General features: G+C 72.3%; 16 protein-coding genes. 15 read left to right on the forward strand and 1 reads right to left on the reverse strand.

Features of this window, described 5'->3' with window-relative positions; genetic code table 11:
* Positions 1 to 193: 193 nt before the first annotated feature.
* The 11 genes from ACQPZK_RS17310 to ACQPZK_RS17360 all read left to right on the forward strand — a co-directional run bounded on the left by ACQPZK_RS17310 (position 194) and on the right by ACQPZK_RS17360 (position 13,400).
* Positions 194 to 1,291, forward strand: a complete 1,098-nt coding sequence (locus ACQPZK_RS17310; protein WP_433533949.1) for a sugar transferase — start codon at positions 194 to 196, stop codon at positions 1,289 to 1,291.
* Positions 1,284 to 2,849, forward strand: a complete 1,566-nt coding sequence (locus tag ACQPZK_RS17315) for a lipopolysaccharide biosynthesis protein (protein WP_433533950.1) — start codon at positions 1,284 to 1,286, stop codon at positions 2,847 to 2,849. Before ACQPZK_RS17310 ends, ACQPZK_RS17315 begins: the two co-directional genes overlap by 8 nt.
* A complete protein-coding gene (locus ACQPZK_RS17320; protein ID WP_433533951.1) occupies positions 2,846 to 3,697 on the forward strand; it encodes a class I SAM-dependent methyltransferase in 852 nt (283 codons plus the stop codon). The genes ACQPZK_RS17315 and ACQPZK_RS17320 overlap by 4 nt, the downstream gene beginning before the upstream one ends.
* The gene (locus tag ACQPZK_RS17325; protein WP_433533952.1) at positions 3,694 to 4,545 is read left to right on the forward strand and encodes a class I SAM-dependent methyltransferase; all 852 of its coding nucleotides are present in this window, start codon (positions 3,694 to 3,696) and stop codon (positions 4,543 to 4,545) included. The genes ACQPZK_RS17320 and ACQPZK_RS17325 overlap by 4 nt, the downstream gene beginning before the upstream one ends.
* Positions 4,545 to 5,852 carry a glycosyltransferase family 2 protein gene (locus ACQPZK_RS17330; protein ID WP_433539242.1) on the forward strand — a complete coding sequence of 436 codons (1,308 nt, stop codon included), beginning with the start codon at positions 4,545 to 4,547 and terminating at the stop codon, positions 5,850 to 5,852. The genes ACQPZK_RS17325 and ACQPZK_RS17330 overlap by 1 nt, the downstream gene beginning before the upstream one ends.
* Positions 5,845 to 7,005: a glycosyltransferase gene (locus ACQPZK_RS17335; protein ID WP_433533953.1), complete on the forward strand. Its 1,161-nt coding sequence runs from the start codon at positions 5,845 to 5,847 to the stop codon at positions 7,003 to 7,005. Before ACQPZK_RS17330 ends, ACQPZK_RS17335 begins: the two co-directional genes overlap by 8 nt.
* Positions 7,002 to 8,318, forward strand: coding sequence for an O-antigen ligase family protein (locus ACQPZK_RS17340; protein WP_433533954.1), 1,317 nt, complete (start codon positions 7,002 to 7,004; stop codon positions 8,316 to 8,318). The genes ACQPZK_RS17335 and ACQPZK_RS17340 overlap by 4 nt, the downstream gene beginning before the upstream one ends.
* The gene (locus ACQPZK_RS17345) at positions 8,315 to 9,262 is read left to right on the forward strand and encodes a glycosyltransferase family 2 protein (RefSeq protein WP_433533955.1); all 948 of its coding nucleotides are present in this window, start codon (positions 8,315 to 8,317) and stop codon (positions 9,260 to 9,262) included. The genes ACQPZK_RS17340 and ACQPZK_RS17345 overlap by 4 nt, the downstream gene beginning before the upstream one ends.
* A complete protein-coding gene (locus tag ACQPZK_RS17350) occupies positions 9,262 to 10,461 on the forward strand; it encodes a glycosyltransferase family 4 protein (RefSeq protein WP_433533956.1) in 1,200 nt (399 codons plus the stop codon). The genes ACQPZK_RS17345 and ACQPZK_RS17350 overlap by 1 nt, the downstream gene beginning before the upstream one ends.
* A gap of 50 nt (positions 10,462 to 10,511) precedes the next feature.
* A complete protein-coding gene (locus ACQPZK_RS17355) occupies positions 10,512 to 12,467 on the forward strand; it encodes a hypothetical protein (protein ID WP_433533957.1) in 1,956 nt (651 codons plus the stop codon).
* Between the two features lie 69 nt (positions 12,468 to 12,536).
* Positions 12,537 to 13,400: a TylF/MycF family methyltransferase gene (locus ACQPZK_RS17360; protein ID WP_433533958.1), complete on the forward strand. Its 864-nt coding sequence runs from the start codon at positions 12,537 to 12,539 to the stop codon at positions 13,398 to 13,400.
* Between the two features lie 275 nt (positions 13,401 to 13,675).
* On the opposite strand, the gene ACQPZK_RS17365 is transcribed toward ACQPZK_RS17360, so the two are convergent.
* Positions 13,676 to 14,728, reverse strand: a complete 1,053-nt coding sequence (locus ACQPZK_RS17365) for an LCP family protein (RefSeq protein ID WP_433533959.1) — start codon at positions 14,726 to 14,728, stop codon at positions 13,676 to 13,678.
* Positions 14,729 to 14,912: 184 nt separating this feature from the next.
* Here ACQPZK_RS17365 and ACQPZK_RS17370 point away from each other — a divergent pair, with 184 nt between their 5' ends.
* Genes ACQPZK_RS17370 through ACQPZK_RS17385 form a run of 4 tightly spaced genes read left to right on the forward strand, consistent with a single transcriptional unit; the run spans position 14,913 to position 17,999 of the window.
* A complete protein-coding gene (locus tag ACQPZK_RS17370) occupies positions 14,913 to 15,062 on the forward strand; it encodes a hypothetical protein (protein WP_433533960.1) in 150 nt (49 codons plus the stop codon).
* Positions 15,059 to 15,604, forward strand: coding sequence for a hypothetical protein (locus tag ACQPZK_RS17375; protein WP_433533961.1), 546 nt, complete (start codon positions 15,059 to 15,061; stop codon positions 15,602 to 15,604). The genes ACQPZK_RS17370 and ACQPZK_RS17375 overlap by 4 nt, the downstream gene beginning before the upstream one ends.
* Positions 15,594 to 17,129 (forward strand): glycosyltransferase, encoded by a 1,536-nt coding sequence (locus ACQPZK_RS17380; RefSeq protein WP_433533962.1) that lies wholly within the window; start codon positions 15,594 to 15,596, stop codon positions 17,127 to 17,129. The genes ACQPZK_RS17375 and ACQPZK_RS17380 overlap by 11 nt, the downstream gene beginning before the upstream one ends.
* Positions 17,130 to 17,135: 6 nt before the next feature.
* Positions 17,136 to 17,999: a choice-of-anchor P family protein gene (locus tag ACQPZK_RS17385; RefSeq protein WP_433533963.1), complete on the forward strand. Its 864-nt coding sequence runs from the start codon at positions 17,136 to 17,138 to the stop codon at positions 17,997 to 17,999.
* Positions 18,000 to 18,022: the final 23 nt, after the last annotated feature.

Below are 18,022 nucleotides of genomic sequence, written 5' to 3' on the forward strand. Positions count from 1 at the left end.
CGACAGGGCCGTCGGCCGGCGCGGCAAACCCGGGTTCGGGCCACCGGCGCTGGCCTGGAACGCCCAAAAAGGGAACCTTTCCCCACCCAGGTTGACGCCATATCGGCACGCTCGTCCCCAGAATCCTTTTTTTGCCGTTTTGACCCTGTTGGGTCTTTTGTCCTTGACACTTGCTCCCGGGGTGCTGGCCGGCATGCCCTGTGAGTCCCTGACCGAGGAGGTCGACGCGTTGAGGAAGACCCGGGGTCCCATCCGTGCGGGCCACTCTCCGGCGTCGCTCGACCGCGCCGACGTCCCGATCGGCGTCGGGCCGAGGTCACCGGCGGGAGTCCACCAGGTGTCCGTCCACCGCGCCGAGCGCCGCGAGCGGACGCCGAGGTCGGAGGAGAACAACCGGCGGGTACGCGTGGTGGTCATCGAACCGGACGACGTCCCCGCCGTGCCCGATCGGCTCGACGAGGAGTTCGACGTCGCCGCCCGGCTCCCGATGCCGTCGCGCGCCGAGGACGTCGTGGCGGTCCTCACCCGCGTCCGCCCCCGACTCCTGCTGCTCAAGCACTCCCTGGAGAGCATCGACGAGCGCCTCATGACCAGTTGCCTGAGAGCCGGAGTCGAGATCCTGGTGCTGGCCCGACCGGTCTACGGCCTGCTGCGCGCGCCGGCGATGGCCCGCTTCGGCGGGCTGCCCTGGATCCGCCTCGCCTCCGGCGCGGGCCGACCCCGGCACGAACGACTCAAGCGGGCCTTCGACCTCGCCGTGATCCTGCTCAGCGCCGTCGTGGTGATCCCGCTGATCGCGCTGATCGCCGCCGTGGTCTCGTTCACCGGTCCCCCGTTCTACCTCCAGGAGCGCGTCGGCGCGGGCGGCCGGCTGTTCCGGCTGGTCAAGTTCCGGACCATGCGGGTCGGCGCGGAACAGACCACCGGACCCGTCCTCGCCCAACCCGACGACGCCCGGATCACCCGGGTCGGACGCTGGCTCCGCCGCTCCCGCCTGGACGAGCTCCCCCAACTGTGGAACGTCGTACGCGGCGAGATGAGCCTCGTCGGTCCACGCCCCGAGCGTCCGGAGTTCATCGCCGGCTTCGATCGCCTGCCGCACTACGACCTGCGGCACCTGATCCGCCCGGGCCTGACCGGCATCGCGCAACTCACCGGCGGCTACGCGGCCACCGTGGAGGACAAGCTCCGCTGCGACCTGCTCTACCTCAACTGCCGGTCGATGCGGGTCGACCTGGCCCTGCTGCTGCTGACCGTCGTCGAGCTGTTCCGGGGGTTCCCCCGTGGGTAGCGCCACCGACGCGGTCGACACCCGGGTCACCCGCAACACGGCCAGCATGCTGGGCGCGCGGGTGGTCATGGCGGTGTCCGGCCTGGTCTCGGTGCCGGTCGTCTACCAGAGCCTCGGCCCCCGGGAGTTCGGCGTCTGGATCGTGCTGGCCGGCCTGCTGGCCATGGCCGCGCTGATCGATCTCGGACTCGGCTCGGCGTTGGTGCGCGAGGTGGCCAAGGCCGGCAGCGCGGCGGACCGTGACCTGGTGCGCCGGCTGCTCGGGCTGGCACTCGGTTGGGCCGTGCTGCTCGGTCTGCTCACCGTGGGCGCGCTCGGCGTCTGCTGGCCGTGGATCAGCGGGCTGCTGCGGCTGGGCGACCTCGCCGACGAGGCGTGGCACGCGACGATCTGGCTGGTGCTCGGGCTGGTGGCCGGCGCCGTCGAGCTGCCCTGGCGTGCCGTGCTCGAAGGCGGCCAGCGGTACGGGTCGCTCGCCGCCGTCAGCGCCGGCACCGCCGTCCTCGGCGCCGCGTTGGCCATCCTGGTGGTACGCCTCGGCGGCGGCCTGGTGGCGTTGGCCGCCTCCGCCGCCGCCACCGGCGCGATCCGCACCCTTCTGCTCGCCGGGGCCACCCACCGGCAGCACCCGGAGCTGTCTCCGCGCTGGGGACGTCTGCACCGGCGCGACGTACGCCGGATCGGCGGGTACGGCATGCGCGTGCAGGTGTCCACCGGCGCCGGCATGGTCAACGTGGAACTCGACCGTCTCGTCCTCGGCGGCGTCTTCAGTCCCGCCGTCGCCGGCGACTTCGACCTCGGCACCCGCCTGCTCAACCTGCTGCGGCTACCGCCGAGTCTCGCCCTGGTCGTGCTGTTCCCCGCGGCGGTCGCCCGCTCGGCCGCCCAGGGCGTCGGCTGGGCGGACCGGTTTCACCTGGCGGCCACCCGTTACCTGGCCCTGTTCCTCGCGCCGGCCGCCGCGGCCCTGATGGTCAGCGCCGACCCCCTGGTCCGGCTCTGGCTGGGACACCAGGTCACCTGGGCCACGGTGAACATCCTCGTGCTCACCCCCGCCTACGCCCTCAACCTGATCAGCGGGGCGACCACGGTGGTGGCGCGGGCCGAGGGCCGACCCGGGTTGGAGACGCGCTACGTGCTGCTCTCCGTCGTGCTCAACCTGGCCCTCACGGTGCCGCTGATCTGGCTGTGCGGGCCGCTGGGCGTACCACTGTCGACCGCCCTGGCCGTGGTGCTCAGCACCGCGTACTTCCTGGTCCACTTCCACGCGGCGACGGCCCGGCGGCTGACGCCGCTGGCCCAGGCCATCTGGCCGCCGATCGCCGTGGCGGTCGCCGCCGGACTGGTCACCAGCGCGGCGAGCCGGTACCTGCCGGACGGCCCGGGGCGACTCGACGCCGCCCTCGCCGTCAGCAGCCGGGCGGGTCTGACCCTGCTCGTCGCCGCCGTCCTGCTGGTCGTCGGCGGACACGTCAGCGCGAGCGACCGGATGCGGCTGCACCGGCTGCTGCGCGCTCCCGCGGCCATCCTCGCGCCCACGACGGGCGGTCCGCGATGAGCGTCGACCGCCGGACCGCCCGGTGCCTCGTCTGTGGACCGCGGCAGGACCACCAGCCGGAACTCGGTGGGCTGCTGCGCCGCTGCGGGGCGTGCGGGTTCGCCTGGACCGCGCAGGAGCAGGCCGAGGCGGACGGCCGGTACGACGAGGACTACTTCGCCGACGGCGGCTACGACGACTACTTCCGGGCCGGGCCGCGCCGGTTCGAGGCGGGCCGCCGGTTGCGCTGGCTGTTCTCGGTCACCCGACCCACCACCCTGCTCGAAGCCGGCTGCGCCGGCGGCTACTTCCTCGAAGCCGCCCAACAGGCCGGCATCAACGCCACCGGCATCGAAGTCAGCCACGCCGCCGCCACCTACGCCCGCGACCACCTCCACATGCCCGTACGCCAGGGCTACTTCGAAACCATCGCACCCACCCTCACCGCCGACACCATCTGCGCCTTCCACGTCCTCGAACACGTCCAGGACCCCCGCACCTTCCTGCACGCCGCCCACACCGCCCTCACCCCCGGCGGCTGGCTCGCCCTCGAAGTACCCAACATCGACTCCGCCGCTGCCCGCCGACTCGGCACCGACTGGCCCGGTCTGCAACCGCGCTACCACCGCTGGCACTTCACCCCCGCCACGCTGGTCCGGCTCGTCACCGACGCCGGCTTCGAGGTGGTCCGGCAGGACACCACGGTCTTTCGCTACTACATGCCGCTGCGGTACCGGCTGCGGCACGCGCGACACCTCCTACCCGCCGACCTGATCGGGCTCCGCTCACCGCGGCTGACCCATCCGCGCCTCGGCGACCTGCTCCGGGTGATCGCCCGGACGCCACGAAACCGACGGAGTACCCGATGAAACTGGATGGGATCGAGCTGGTCCGCTGCCGGCTCTGCGGCCGCGCCGGCGGGCACTCGCCGACACTCGGCGACCTGCTCTGGAGCTGCGGCGACTGCGGCTTCGTGTGGACGGCCGGCGACGCGCCGGACCCGGAGGAGTTGTACGACGAGGCCTACTACACCACCGACGGGTACCAGGAATACTTCGCCTCGGCCGGCCAGCGCCGGTTCGAGGCCGCCCGCCGGCTGCGCTGGCTGCTCTCGGCCACCCGACCCACCACCCTGCTCGAAGCCGGCTGCGCCGGCGGCTACTTCCTCGAAGCCGCCCAACAGGCCGGCATCAACGCCACCGGCATCGAAGTCAGCCACGCCGCCGCCACCTACGCCCGCGACCACCTCCACATGCCCGTACGGCAGGGCTACTTCGAAACCATCGCACCCACCCTCACCGCCGACACCATCTGCGCCTTCCACGTCCTCGAACACGTCCAAGACCCCCGCACCTTCCTGCACGCCGCCCACACCGCCCTCACCCCCGGCGGCTGGCTCGCCCTCGAAGTACCCAACATCGACTCCGCCGCCGCCCGCCGACTCGGCACCGACTGGCCCGCCATCGCCCCGGCGTACCACCGGTGGCACTTCACCCCGGACACGCTCAGCCGGATGCTGGTGGAGACCGGCTTCCGCGTCATCGCGCACGACACGGTCTTCTCGCGGTTCTACTGGCGGCCGGCGGCCCGATGGCGCAACGCGCGCAACCTCCTGGTCGCCGACGTCGCCGCCAGCGGATCGCCCCGGGTGACGCACCCGCGCCAGGGTGACCTGCTGCGGATCTTCGCCCGCCGCGACGACCGGAGCGGGTCGTGATGGGCGCCCCGCTGCTGTCGGTCCTGCTGATCAGTTGGAACACGCGCGAACAGACCCGGCAGTGCCTGGAGTCGCTGGCCGCGACCGCCCCCGCCGACCTCGACTACGAGGTGGTGGCCGTCGACAACGCCTCCTCCGACGGCTCCGCCGACATGCTCGCGGACCAACCCCGGGTCCGCCTGATCCGCAACAGTCACAACACCGGCTTCGCCGCCGCCGTGAACCAGGCGTACCGCCGCTCGACCGGGCAGTTGGTCCTGCTGCTCAACAGCGACGTCCGGTTCCACCCGGGCGCGCTGACCCGGATGATCGACCATCTGCGGGAGCGGCCGGAGGTGGCCGGGGTCAGCCCGCTGTACCTCAACCCGGACGGCACGTTCCAGCAGCACTACGTCCAGCAGCCCAGCTTCGCGGCCACCCTCGCGCTCGTCACCGCGCTGCGCCGCATGCCCGGGTTCCGCCAGGCGCTGCACCGGTTCCAGATGCGCGGCGAGGACTTCAGCCGCCCCCGGCAACTCGCCTCCGGCAGCTGCATGCTGCTGCGCCGCGCGGTGCTCGGACGGCAGGCCATCTTCGACGAGGCGTTCCCGGTCTACTGGAACGACGCCATCCTCGCCCGCCAACTCCAGCAGGCCGGCCACCAGCTGTGGATGCTCCCGGACGCGGTGGTGACCCACACCCGGGGAGCGTCCTGCCGGCTGCTCGGGCCGACCATCCGCTTCCGGCACCTCCTGGGCAGCCTGATCGGCTACCTGCGCACGACCCAACCTCGGCACCGGATGGCGGTGTTCCGGGCCGTCCTGCTCGTCGACCACCTGGTCAAGCGGCTGCTCGGCCGACCCGTACAGCTGGGGGTGGCCGACCTGTTCGCCGCGCTGCGCGGCGACGTCGGCCCGCTGCCCGACGGCGACACCCGCGACTGGCTGGTGCTGTTCAGCCGTACGAGGTGGACCGTCGACGGGCATTCGGCGGTGCTGCGGCAGTTGACGCCCGGGCAACGGCTGCTCATCGTCGACCCGCCGACACGGCGTCCCCGCTGGCGTTGCGAGGTGACCCCGATCGGCTCGGCGGCCTGGCACGCGATCGCGCCCACCGCGCTGCCGTTCGGCGACGCGCTGCCGATGGTCAACTGGATCAACCGCCGGATCGCGGCCAACGCGGTGCGCAGCTGGCTTGACCGCCACGCCGGCGCTCGCCTGGTGCGCCTGGACGACGAGCGCGCCCGTCCGGTGCTCGGCCGGTTGGGTGAGGACGAGGTGCTGCCGGCCGCGGGGCCCCGACCGATGCAGCGGTCGAGCCGTGGCTGAGCGGACGCTTCGCCGGGCAGCGCCGACCGTCGACGCCACGGTCACCGACGACCGGGACTGGGTGGTCGTCTTCAGCGGCACCCCGTGGGCCAACGGCGCCCACCGTCAACACGCGCTGGCGCGCGAGCTGACCGTCGACCACCGGGTGCTCTTCGTCGATCCCGCCGGGCACCTCCCCCGCTGGCGGCTGCGCGTCCGGCAGGTGGCCGACGGCCTGTGGCAGTGCGCCGGGCCGGCGCTGCTGCCGCTCGGCCGGCACGTGCCGCCGGTCAACCGGGTCAACCGTTGGTTCGCCGCGCTACGGCTCCGTCGCTGGTTCCGCCGGCACGCCGAGTCGGTACGACTGCTCTGGCTGGACGAGGACCTGGCCGCGCCGGTCGCCGCCCGCCTGACCGCGTCCGCCGTCGTGTATGACGCCACCGACCTGGACTGGACGTTCACGAGACGCTGGAACCGTCGGCACCTGCGCCGGGCGCTGGACTCCGCCGTCGGCGCGGCCGACCTCGTGCTCGCCTCGTCCAGCGCGCTACCGGAACGGATGCCCGCCGTCGACCCCGCGCCCGTGGTCCTGGCCAACGGCTGCGACCCGGAGCACTTCTCGCCGGACGGCCCGGTCGCGCCCTGGTTGGCCGGGCTGCGCCGGCCACTGATCGGCTACAGCGGGGCGGTCGACACCCGCGCCTTCGACGGGGACCTGGTCGCCGAGGTCGCCCGGGCGCACCCCGAGTGGACCTTCGTACTGATCGGACCGTCCACCCGTGCCGGCCGGGCACCGCTGCTGCACCTGTCCAACGTGCAGCTGGTGGACGCCGTCGGCTTCGCCGAGGTGCCGAACATCCTGCGGGCCTGCGACGTCACCGTCATCCCCTACCGGGTCGGCAGCCTCGTCGACTACGTGCACCCGAAGAAGTGCTACGAGTACCTCGCCCTCGGCAAGCCCGTCGTCGCGACACCGCTGCCAGCGCTGCGGGCGCTCGCCGACGTCATCGCCCTCGCCGACGACGCGGCGGGCTTCGCCGCCGCCATCGGCGCTGCGCTGGACGACGCCGGCACGCCCGAACAGGTGGCCCGACGGCGGGCGGTCGCCGCCCGCAACAGCTGGTCGGTCCGGGGCCTAAGGCTGCGCTCACTGTTGGCGGGGTTGCCGCGATGAGAGTGCCGATCGTCGCGCCCACCGTGCTCCTCGGCGGCGCCGGGCTGGGCGCCCTGGTCACCGTGGTCACCCTGCTGCCCGGGCCGGTGGGCCTGGCCGCCTCCGCCGCCGTGCTCGCCGGTGGCGTGTTCCTGCTCTGGCCCTGGGCGGTGCTGCCGGTCGGCATCATCGGCGGCGCGGTGATCGGCGCCGTGCTCAGCGGCGGTGACGTGCGGGGATTCATCGCGGTGAAGGTGCTGCTGCTGGCCGTCGGCGGCGCCGCGCTGGCCGTACGGCACTGGCTGCGGGTGGAGGGGCCGACCCGGCGTACCCCCGCCGACGTGGGCATGCTGCTCCTCGTCGGGTTGACCGTCGTGGCCGCGATCTACGGCCTGGCCGTCGGCAACGCGCCCGAGGAGGTGCTGGTCGCCGCGTACCAGATGGCCACGATCCCGGTGTACTTCTTCGTCGCGACCCACACCCTGACCACCGCCCGTCGGATCCTGGCGGCCGGGATCCTGTACGTGGTGCTGGCGGCCACCTTCACCGCCCTGTCGGTCACCACGCCGGGCCGGCACGGTGGACTCATCACCCTCATGGCGGTCCCGCCGCTGGTCTGGGCCGCCGGTCGACGGCGGGGGTGGCGTCGCAACGGCGTCCTCCTGCTCGCCGGGTTCTTCGCCCTCGACGTGCTCCTGGCGTCGTACCGGGGAATCTGGCTCGCCGCCGCGCTGACCCTGCTGATCATGCTGGTCCGCGGTGGTCGGGCCGTCCGCACCGGGCTGGCCGCGACCGCCGCCGCCGCGGTCGCGGTCGCCGCGGTCCTGGCCCTGCAACCGGGGGTACGGGACCGGGCCGACGAGATCGCCAAGGGCCTTCAGCAGTCGGCCGGCTACCGGGGTGCGGAGTCGTCGGTGGGCCTGGGCGTCTTCGCCGACCAGCCGCTGGTCGGCGCCGGCCTCGGACAGAGCACGCCCGGCGTCTACCTGTCCGGCTTCACCCTCACCGACGTCGGGCCGGTCTACCACGCCTTCTACGTCACGGTGCTGGCGAACCTCGGGCTGGTCGGCCTGCTGTTCGTTCTCTGGCCGATCGTGCGCAGCATCCGCGTCGGCCTGCGCGGCCGGGACGGGATCACCCTGCCGTTCGCGGCCCTGTCCTGCGGCTTCCTGGCCGCCGCCGTCTTCGCGGCGCCGACCGACGGGCACTGGGAACTGGGCCTGTTGCCGGCGCTGACCCTGCTCACCGCACAACAGGAAGGTGCGCCGCTCCGACGATTCGCAGGGGCGCCGCTCCTGCGCCGTCCGGTGCACCGGACGGGAGTTCCGGCATGAGAAACGCCGACGCCACCGCCGTGGTGGTGACCCACAACTCGGAGCGGCAGATCGTCGCCGCCCTGACCGCGCTCCGGCAGGAAGGGCTGCCGGTGCGGTTGGTGGACAACGCCTCCACCGACGGCACGGTCGCGCTCGTCCGCAGCCGCTTCCCGGAGGTGACCGTCCTCGCCAACACGACCAACACCGGCTTCGCCAGCGCGGTGAACCAGGGCGCGACCGGGATCGACACCGACGTCGTACTCCTGGTCAACCCGGACTGCGTGGTCACCCCCGGTATGACCGCGGAGCTGGTCCAGGTCATCCGCAGCCGGCCGTCGGTGGGCATCGCGGGACCGCGGCTCATCGACGCGCACGGCCGGATCGCGATCAGCGCGCACCGGTTCGAGTCCCTCGGCACGGTGCTGGCCAGCCGTTTCGGTGGCTCGCTGACGCCGGTCGCGCTGCGCCGGCTGCTCAGCGGCCGGCAGCGCCGGGCCGCCTACGACGCCTGCGTACGGGGATCGCAGCCGGTGCCGGTGGACTGGGTCTCCGGGGCCTGCCTGGCGGTGCGTACGGACCTGTTCGAGGCGGTCGGCGGGCTCGACGAGGGCTACTTCCTGTACTACGAGGACGAGGAGCTGTGCCTCCAGGCCGCCCGGCGGGGCGCCGAGGTGCTGTACGTGCCGTCCGTGACCGCCCTGCACACCGGCGGCGCGAGCAGCTCCGACCCGGCCTGGATCTGGCCCCACCTGTACCGCAGCATGCTCCGGTACTTCGCCCGGCACCGCGCTCACACCCTGCGCGCCGTACGCGGCGCCGTGCTGCTGCGCGCCCTGATCGGTATCGGTCTGGCCGGTGTGCGGATGCCCCTGCAACCCCGGGCCGGGACGGCACGGCTGCGGGCCTGGGCCCGCATCGGCCGGATCGCGGTCACCCGAGGAGAGACGAGAGGAGGAGCGTGATGCACGTCCTGATCACGGTCGTCGGCAAGCGCACCGAACACTGGACGGACCTGTTCGACGTGCTGTGTGAACAGCCCGACGTCACCCTGACCGTCCTCGCCGCGGACGTGTCCCCGGTGACACGACGCGAGCTGGCCCGGCTCACCGGGCGACACCGCAGACTGCGGTACCACGTCGTACCGCACCTGCTCGGCGAGTCGCTGACCGGCCACATGGCCTCGGTGCTGTTCCGGCTCCCCGGGAACCACGGCGTGACCGCCGCCCGCCCCGACATCCTGCACGTCATCGGTGAGGCGGCCTACCTCACCACCTGGCAGGCCCTGCGGCTGCGTCAGCGCTGCTGGGCAGGGGTGCCCACCACCCTGTACGCCGCGCAGAACGTGGTGACCCGGTTCCCGGTGCCGTTTCCGCGGATCGAGCGACAGTCCTATCTGTCCGTCGACCACGCCTTCCCGATCACGCCCGCGGCGCTCAACGTGCTGCGCGTCAAGGGCTACCGCGGGCCGGCCACGATCGTCCCGCTCGGTGTGGACACCCGGACCTTCCGTCCGCTGCCCACCGATCCGGCGATGCGCCCGTTCACGGTCGGATTTGTCGGTCGGTTCGAGCCACACAAGGGCGTGACGGACCTGCTGCGCGCCACCGAGCTGATCGACTGCGACGTGTCGCTGGTCGGGGACGGCAGCCTCGGCGGCGAGATCGATCGGGCAGCCGCGCGACGACCCGGCCGGGTGCACCGGCACGGCTGGGCCGGGCACGCCGAGCTGCCCGGTCTGCTGAACCGGATGGACGCGTTGGCGATGCCGTCGGTCGAGGTGGTGCAGCGCAACACCCTGCCGTGGATCGGCATCCCGTTGCGCGAGCAGTTCGGCCGGGTGCTGGTCGAGGCCATGGCCTGTGGCGTACCGGTCGTGGGCAGCGACGTCGGCGAGATCCCCCACGTGGTGGGTGACGCCGGCCTGGTCTTTCCCGCCGGCGACGTACCCGCGCTGGCGACCTGTCTCGCGCGCCTGCGCGACGATCCCCCGCTCGCCGGCCGGCTGGCCAACCAGGGCCTGCGCCGGGCGGACGCCGAGTTCGACTGGGAACGCATCGCCGACACCCTCTGCGCCACCTGGCGCGGGCTGCGGTCCCCCACGCGCCCCTTTCGCACACCGCCCGCCGAGGCCGGGCACTCAACAAGAGAGGCGATCGCCTGATGAGCGCGTCGATAGATGTCAAAGGCCTGCTCGGTGCCTCCTGGCGCCGAGTGGGCGTACCGCTGATCGGCCTGTGCGCGGGCCTGGCCGCCGCCCAGGGGGTCACCGAACTCCTCCCGGCCCGCTACGAGGCCGAGGCGTCCGTACTGGTCAGCGCCGAACAGACCGACGAGAGCCGACCCGCAGATCTGGCTCTCGCGCAGAACCTCACACCCACCATCGCCCGGCTCGTCGGCTCCCGGGAGGTGGCGATCGAGACGGCGCGGACGCTGCGACTGCCCGAGCACGCGGTGCTCGGGCACGTCAGCGGTGAGTACGAACTCGGTCTCCAGATCATCACCGTGCACGCGAGCGCCGGTTCCGGGGCCCAGGCCGCCGCGATCGCGAACGTGGCGTCCCATGCCGCCAGCGACCGCCTGAGCAAACTGGAGATGGGCGGCTCGACCAGCATCAGCGCCCGGGTGCTCGACACCGCGAGCGCGCCGACCACCCCGGCCTTTCCGAAGCCGCTGTTGAACGGCGTACTCGGCGCCCTGGCCGGACTGCTGGCCGGCTGGGGCGCGACGCTCCTGCGTGACCGGTTCGACAGCCGACTGCGCGACGTCGGGCAGGTCGAGACGCGTCTGGGCCTGCCGGTCCTCGGCGTGCTGCCGAAGCTGCCGCGCCGCTTCTCCCGCCACCACGCCAGCGCGCTCTACGCGCGCACCGACGTCACCGACGCCGTACGCGCCACGATCTCGACGCTCAGTGTGCTCACCGCCCCGCTGCCGCGCCGGAGGCTGCTGGTCACCAGCGCCCACGACGACGACGGCAAGGCGTTGGTGACCGCGCTGCTGGGTCTCGGTCTGGCCGACGAGCACTGCCGGGCCACCCTGGTGGACGGGGCGGTACGGGACCCGGTGTTGTCCGGCCACTTCCCGGAGGCGCCACACACCTGGCAACAGGTCCTCACCCAGAAGTGCTCTCCGGTGCGCCTGGTCGACTTCCCCACCCTGACCGTGCTGCCGGCCGAACCCCGCGAGGGCGCCGACACGCAGGCCCTGCACGACCTGGGCGGACTTCTCAACGCGTTGGGCGAGGACGAGGACTGCGTGCTCGTACACGCGCCGCCGATCCTGGCGGGACGGGAGATCTCCGCCTTCGCCCAGCACGCGGACGGGGTGCTGCTGGTGATTCGCGCCGGCCGGACGAACCTCGACGACGGTACGCGGGCCGCCCGGCTCGTGCAGCGCCTCGGGCTCCCGCTGGCCGGTGTCGTGGTGATCGGCGCGGAGGCGCGTACGGACCACCGGGTGGCCGGTCAGCAACCGACTCCGACGCCGGACGCGACACACGACACCCTGTCGGTGCCGGCATCGAGGTCGGGCGCCGTCATCCGGGAGCTGGTCAGCGCGCTCGTCGAGGACTCCTCCGGCAGCACCGGCGGGCGGCACCGCCGGCAGACCGGAGACTCGGGCGGATCGGTTCGCCCGTCCGCGAGGACGGTCGAAGGCACCGCCGTCGAGCGGTCGGTTCCGGTCGAGCGGGCGGCCCCAGTCGAACGGCCCGCTGCGGTCGAACGGCCGGTTCCGGTCGAGCGGCCCGCTGCGGTCGAGCGGCCGGCCCCGGTCGAGCAGGCGGTGGGCGACGCGAATGGCCGCCTCCCGCATCCGCCGGTCAGGCCGACCCGCATCGAGGACGCCATCACCGAGCCCAACCCGGTGGTGACCGACGTTCCCCGCGGGCCCGAGCACACGAATGGCTCGCCGGCCCGGGGCGGCAACGCCGGGGTGAGCGTGCTCGGACGGCCACTCGCCCGGCCCGAGGCGAGCTGGCGGTCGGCGACGGCCGAGCCCGTGCCGCCGCCGTCGTCCCCGCAGACGCCCATCCCGGACCCGACGGGCCGGTGGTCGACCTACGGGCAGGAGCTGCTGCCTGCGGGACGACCGGGCACGGAACGACTCTCCTCCACGTCCATCGTGCTGCGCCGCGCGGTCGCCGTCGGCGAAGCCGAACGTTGGGGCTGACGAACGAAGGGGCGGCTGCCCGCGAGCCCGCCAGTTGCCGAGCAGAGACACCGAACAAGGAGATTGCCGATGAGTGAGATGTTGGCGCCGACCCCGTCGTCCGAGCCGATGCTGGACGATCCCCGCGCGCTCTACTGCGACCTGCTCAAGAAGGCGTTGACCAGGTACGTCTTCCGTGAGACGTGGATGCCCTACCAGCCGCGCCGGGGTTCCCTGCACGGCAAGCTCTACCAGCGCGGCCGGCACCTGCTGCAACGCAAGGGGCTGGAGCTGGTGCTCCAGTTCCCGTTCGACGCGGAGGCCCGGGCCAACGGCCGGGACTGGCCGCCGGAGGCCGACACGATGATCGGTCTGCGCCGGCTGGACAACCTGGAGCAGTGCATCGCGGACGTGCTGGACCGGGGCGTACCCGGCGACCTGATCGAGACCGGGGTCTGGCGGGGCGGCGCGACCATCTTCATGCGCGGGATGCTGCGCGCCTACGGCGACCGGGACCGCACGGTGTGGGTCGCGGACTCGTTCCGCGGTCTGCCCAAACCGGACCCCCGCCGGGTCGAGGACGTCGAGGACGCGCTCTGGCAGGTGCCCTTCCTGGCCGTCTCGCAGGAGCAGGTAATGAAGAACTTCGAACGGTACGGGCTCCTCGACGACCAGGTCCGCTTCCTCAAGGGCTGGTTCTCGGACACTCTGCCCACCGCGCCGGTGGAACGCCTGGCGGTGATGCGTCTCGACGGGGACCTCTACGACTCGACGATGGTGGCGCTGCGCTCGCTCTACCCGAAGCTGTCGGTCGGTGGATACGTGATCATCGACGACTACCACGCCGTACGCGGCTGCAAGCAGGCCGTCGACGACTTCCGTGCCGAGCACGGCATCGAGGACGAGCTGCACCAGGTCGACTGGACGTGCCGCTACTGGCAGCGGACGCGCTGAACGAGGGCGCCGGCCGTTCGCTCGGCTGCCCGCCGTGTCGATGTGCTGGTGAGCGGTATACCTCAGAGGCATCAAGATGACTCTGAGGTATACCGCTCATAACGGCGTCCGGCGCGCGCAAAAGACCGTTCGCCGTGCTGCGACGCGCCGCTCGGACGTGATCCGGGCGGCGCGTCGTCGTACCCGTCGAGAGCCCGAGCGTCACCACCAGGTGGGTGGAAGGTCCGCCGCCTCTCGTCGTACCCCGTTGGTTCTGTCGCGGCGGGCGGCGCGGCTCAGTTGGCCGGCGCCGTCTGCGGGTTGGCCGCGAGCCACTGCGCGACGCGGTCCTCGCGGACGGCCGCGAAGAGCGCCGGGGCCTTCACCTCGTCCAGCCGTACCGCGGACCCGGCCGGGGTCTGGAGGTTGGCGTCGCTGAAGGGGGCGGTGACGAACTGGACGGACTCCGGCTTGACCCGGCGCACCGCGAGGGCGAGGTCGGCCAGGTCGAGGTCACGGTCGACGACAAGCGACTCGGCCGCCGTGGTGAGCACCCGGTCGAGTCGGGTCGGGTTGGTGAGCAGACTCGTCGCGCTGATCCGCTCCGCGAGGGCACGGACCACCAGCTGCTGGTCGTAGATGCGCCCGAAGTCGCCGCCGGGCACCCCGTGCCGCTGCCGCATCAGGTCGTCGGCCGCCCTGCCGTCCAGGTCGTGACAGCCGGCGGTCCAGGTGACTTTGGTGTCCGAGGAGGTGACCGGGTACGGCAGGCAGACGTTGATGGTGCCCACCGCGTCCACGAGCTTGCGGACGGCGGCGAAGTTGGCCACCAGTACCCCGTCCAGGGGAAGGCCGGTGAGTTTGGCGACCGTCTCGGCGGCCAGCGCGGCGCCGCCGAAGGCGAACGCAGCGTTGATCTTGTTGAGTCCGCCGGACCAGACCGTTCCGGCGGCGGGAACGTCGACGTAGCTGTCCCGGGGAATCGAGACGACGGTGGCCGCGTCCCGGGCGGCGTTGACGTGCACCAGCATGATGGTGTCCGAACGCTGCCCCGGGTAGAGAGCCTGATCCGGCTCGCCGTCGCGGGAGTCCGACCCGAGCAGCAGCAGGTTGAGGGGTCCCGACTTCCACCGGCGCTCGTCGCGCGGACCGGTGCCCTGACCGAGGATGTCCTCGCGCTGCACCCGGCTCTCGTACCGGTGCTTCAGACCGAAGCCGACCGTGACGACGCCCGCGCAGAGCACCGCGAAGACCAGGGTCAACGCGACCATGGCCTTCTGCCAGCCCGCCATGGCCCGCCAGCGGGACGTTGCCGTCGGGTCGGTCCTGCGGGGGGATCCGGTCACCATCTTGACCACCTCTGCACCACCTGTCGGGACATCGAACCTGTTGCGGCGCAAGGGATGCCGGCGACCATCGGCACCACCCCACCAGGCGTATTTAATCACCCTTTAGGGTTTCTATGGGCTTTTATCCTGTTTGCCCGATTCTGCCGATGCCATCCTGACCTCCGAGTTGACGAGGGGGTTGGCCATGTACGTAAGACCTACCAAGGGTCCACACATCGGCGGAGGGCTGGCGGCCACCGGGATCGCCATCCAGTCGTGGTTGCTGGTCGGCATCGGCCTGGTCGTGCTCGGCCTGGCGCTGTGGTTCGTCGCCCTGCTGGGCCGTGAACGATGACAGGTTCCACCACCTGGGGAGCGTGGCTGCGCGCGACGACGGGCATCCTGTTCGGCGTCGCCGTGGCCGCCGCGACCCTGTGGCGCTGGCACGACATCGCCAGCGGCGAGGCCTGGCTCAACGCCCGCCTGGTCGACGCCGTCGGCCTGGCCCACGCCAGGTCGATCGGCGCGGCGGTCATCTTCCCGCTGGACGAGCGCTGGGTCGGCTTCATGGTCTCCAGTGGATGCTCGGTCGCCATGTTGCTGATACCGCCGATCGTGCTGGCCTCGACGCTCGTCGGGTTCCGGCGCATCTCGATGACCCGGGGACTCAACGCCCTGGGAATCGCCACCCTGCTGCTGGTCACCGTGAACCAGGTGCGACTCGCGGCGGTGGTGGTCTCGATGCAGACCTGGGGTTTCCGGCTCGGCTACGAGCGCAGCCACGTACTGATCGGATCCGTGATCACGACGGCCGGCCTGATCGCCGTGGCGATTCTGTTCGTCGTCCTGGTCAGCCGGACCAAGCGCATGCGGGGGGCGATCGCCGGTGTCCGCTGAGACGCAGACCCTCGCGTTGCTCAACACGGCGGCGTTCCTGCTGTGCGTCAGCTTCTGCGCGTACGTGCTGAGCATCCTGGTCCTGCACCTGAAGACCCGACGTAGCCGGGGCGGCAGCCCGGACGGCTTCGACTGGCACATCATCGTGCCGTGTCGCAACGAGGCGTCGGTCATCGGCGACACCCTGCGGCGGTTGCTCGGCGACTTCCCGCAGGTGACCGTCTGGTGCGTCGACGACGCGTCCGACGACGGCACGCTCGCCGAACTGGCCGCGTTCGCCGACCAGCCCCGGGTGCACGTCGTCCGGCGTCAGCTGCCGGACGCGCGGCAGGGCAAGGGCGCCGCGCTCAACGCCGCCTGGCGGTGCATCGAGCAGTCGCTGCCGGCCGGTGCCGACCGCAGCCGGGTGATCGTCGGGGTCCTGGACGCCGACAGCCGGCTCGACCCACAGGGCCCCGTCGCGCTCGCCGGCCGGCAGTACTTCGGCTCGGCGGACGTCGGCGCGGTCCAGGTGGAGGTGCGCATGCTCCAGTGCGCGCCACGTCGGTACGCCCCGGCGACCGAGGTCAGCCGCTGGGGACGGCTGCTGATCCGGCTACAGGACATGGAGTTCCGCGCGCCGATCGCCGCCATGCAGTCCCTGCGCCGACACACCGGCAGCGTGGCGATGGGCGGCAACGGACAGTTCACCCGCCTGTCGCTGCTCAACGACATCGCCGCCGAGCACGGCACACCGTGGCACGGGGCCCTGCTCGAGGACTTCGAACTGGGCCTGCACATCCTGCTGGCCGGTGGACGCACCGAGTACTGCGCGGAGAGCTGGGTGGCCCAGGAGGCGCTGACCCGGATCCGGCCGCTGGTGCGGCAGCGGACCCGCTGGGCCCAGGGCTCGATGCAGTGTGGCCGCTATCTGGGCAGGGTGCTGCGCTCCCCCCGGATCAGAAACTCCGCGACGCTGGAGATCGCCCACTTCCTGGCCGCGCCGTGGACGCAGCTCCTCGGTACGCCGATCTACGTCGCCTGCCTGGCGGTGATGATCTACTACGTCGACCACACCGCCGGCGGGCTGGCCGGCTGGTGGGAGGGCGGCGGGTGGGGCGTACCACCGCTGGTGCTCGTCTTCGGCATCGGACCGTTCGCCCTGTGGGGGATCGTCTACCGGGCTCGCTGTGAGCCGCAGTTGTCGGTGGGCAAGGCTCTGCTGCTCGGCGTCTGCCACTGGCTCTACAGCTACGCCCAGTCGCTCGCGGTCTGGCTGGCCTTCGCCCGCATGGTGACCGCCCGCACCGACTGGCAGAAGACCGCCCGTGCCGCCGACCCCAAGCCGCAACCGGCTCCGGTCCGGGCCGTCGGTCGGGTGGCCGTACCGACCCAGCCCCAACCCCGACGGGCGCATCCGGCGCGCGGTTCGAGCCGGGTCGCCGGACCTCGCTCGATCAGGCCGCCACGGCACCTGGTCCACCTCACGCATCTCACCACCACCCCCACCACAGACCGCCCCACAACCGCCCACGTCAGAAAGTAGACATCTATGCCACGAGTCAGATCCGGTCTCGCCCGTACCGCTGCGGTGCTGGCCGGTGGCCTCGCCATGGCCGTCCTGGCGGCCTCCCCGGCGTTGGCCGACACCTCCCAGTCCTCAGCCTCCGCGCTGCAGATCAGCCTGCTCGGTGGAGGTTTCGCGAGTTCCGGCACCGCGTCGGCGACCAACGACGGCACCACCGAGTCGATCTCCGGTAACCAGAACCCGCCGTTGGCCGTGCTCGGCGGACAGACCGTCATCACCGCCGGGGTGTTGGCGCAGAACGTCCGCGCCTTCAACGACGGCACCTCGGCGGCCTGCGCCGGCGTGCTCGGCGTGGGGGGCACGGTGACCATCGGCGCGGGTGGGTCGTGCCTCGTCACACCGGGCGCGGCGGTGAACCTGAACCTCGGTACCAACGGTCTCGCCACGATCGCGCTGGTGGCCGACGCCATCTACTCGTCGTGCACCGCCACCAGCAGCCCGTCCGCGACCGGCACGACGACCCTGGTCAACGCCCGCATCACCTCCACGGTGCTGGGCGTCGAGACGACGCTGCTCAACCTGCCGGCCAACCCGGCGCCGAACACGGGGCTGAGCGTGCCGGGGCTGATCGACCTCACGCTCAACAGCCAGAGCAGCTCGGGCGTCGGTCAGCTCAGCGTCACCGCGCTGAACCTCACGGCTCTCGGTGGGGCGCTGGCGGGCGTCACCATCGGCACGTCGAACTGCGGGGCCAACGCGGTCGCACCGCCCATCCCGGTGATCCCGCTCGCCGGGGCACCGCTCGCACTCGGTATCGGCGCACTCGTGGCCGGCACCACCGGCGGGTTCTCGCTCTACCGGCGTCGCCGCGCGACCGTCAGGAGCTGACCCACCATGTGTGCGAGCAGGTC

The sequence above is a fragment of the Micromonospora sp. CA-249363 genome, from assembly GCF_050950185.1.
Lineage (GTDB): Bacteria > Actinomycetota > Actinomycetes > Mycobacteriales > Micromonosporaceae > Micromonospora.

Coding starts and splice junctions, on each gene's coding strand:
- ACQPZK_RS17310 (WP_433533949.1), top strand. CDS start 194: ATGCCCTGTGAGTCCCTGACCGAGGAGGTCGACGCGTTGAGGAAGACC.
- ACQPZK_RS17370 (WP_433533960.1), top strand. CDS start 14,913: ATGTACGTAAGACCTACCAAGGGTCCACACATCGGCGGAGGGCTGGCG.
- ACQPZK_RS17340 (WP_433533954.1), top strand. CDS start 7,002: ATGAGAGTGCCGATCGTCGCGCCCACCGTGCTCCTCGGCGGCGCCGGG.
- ACQPZK_RS17325 (WP_433533952.1), top strand. CDS start 3,694: ATGAAACTGGATGGGATCGAGCTGGTCCGCTGCCGGCTCTGCGGCCGC.
- ACQPZK_RS17330 (WP_433539242.1), top strand. CDS start 4,545: ATGGGCGCCCCGCTGCTGTCGGTCCTGCTGATCAGTTGGAACACGCGC.
- ACQPZK_RS17360 (WP_433533958.1), top strand. CDS start 12,537: ATGAGTGAGATGTTGGCGCCGACCCCGTCGTCCGAGCCGATGCTGGAC.
- ACQPZK_RS17350 (WP_433533956.1), top strand. CDS start 9,262: ATGCACGTCCTGATCACGGTCGTCGGCAAGCGCACCGAACACTGGACG.
- ACQPZK_RS17375 (WP_433533961.1), top strand. CDS start 15,059: ATGACAGGTTCCACCACCTGGGGAGCGTGGCTGCGCGCGACGACGGGC.
- ACQPZK_RS17385 (WP_433533963.1), top strand. CDS start 17,136: ATGCCACGAGTCAGATCCGGTCTCGCCCGTACCGCTGCGGTGCTGGCC.
- ACQPZK_RS17320 (WP_433533951.1), top strand. CDS start 2,846: ATGAGCGTCGACCGCCGGACCGCCCGGTGCCTCGTCTGTGGACCGCGG.
- ACQPZK_RS17365 (WP_433533959.1), bottom strand. CDS start 14,728: ATGGTGACCGGATCCCCCCGCAGGACCGACCCGACGGCAACGTCCCGC.
- ACQPZK_RS17345 (WP_433533955.1), top strand. CDS start 8,315: ATGAGAAACGCCGACGCCACCGCCGTGGTGGTGACCCACAACTCGGAG.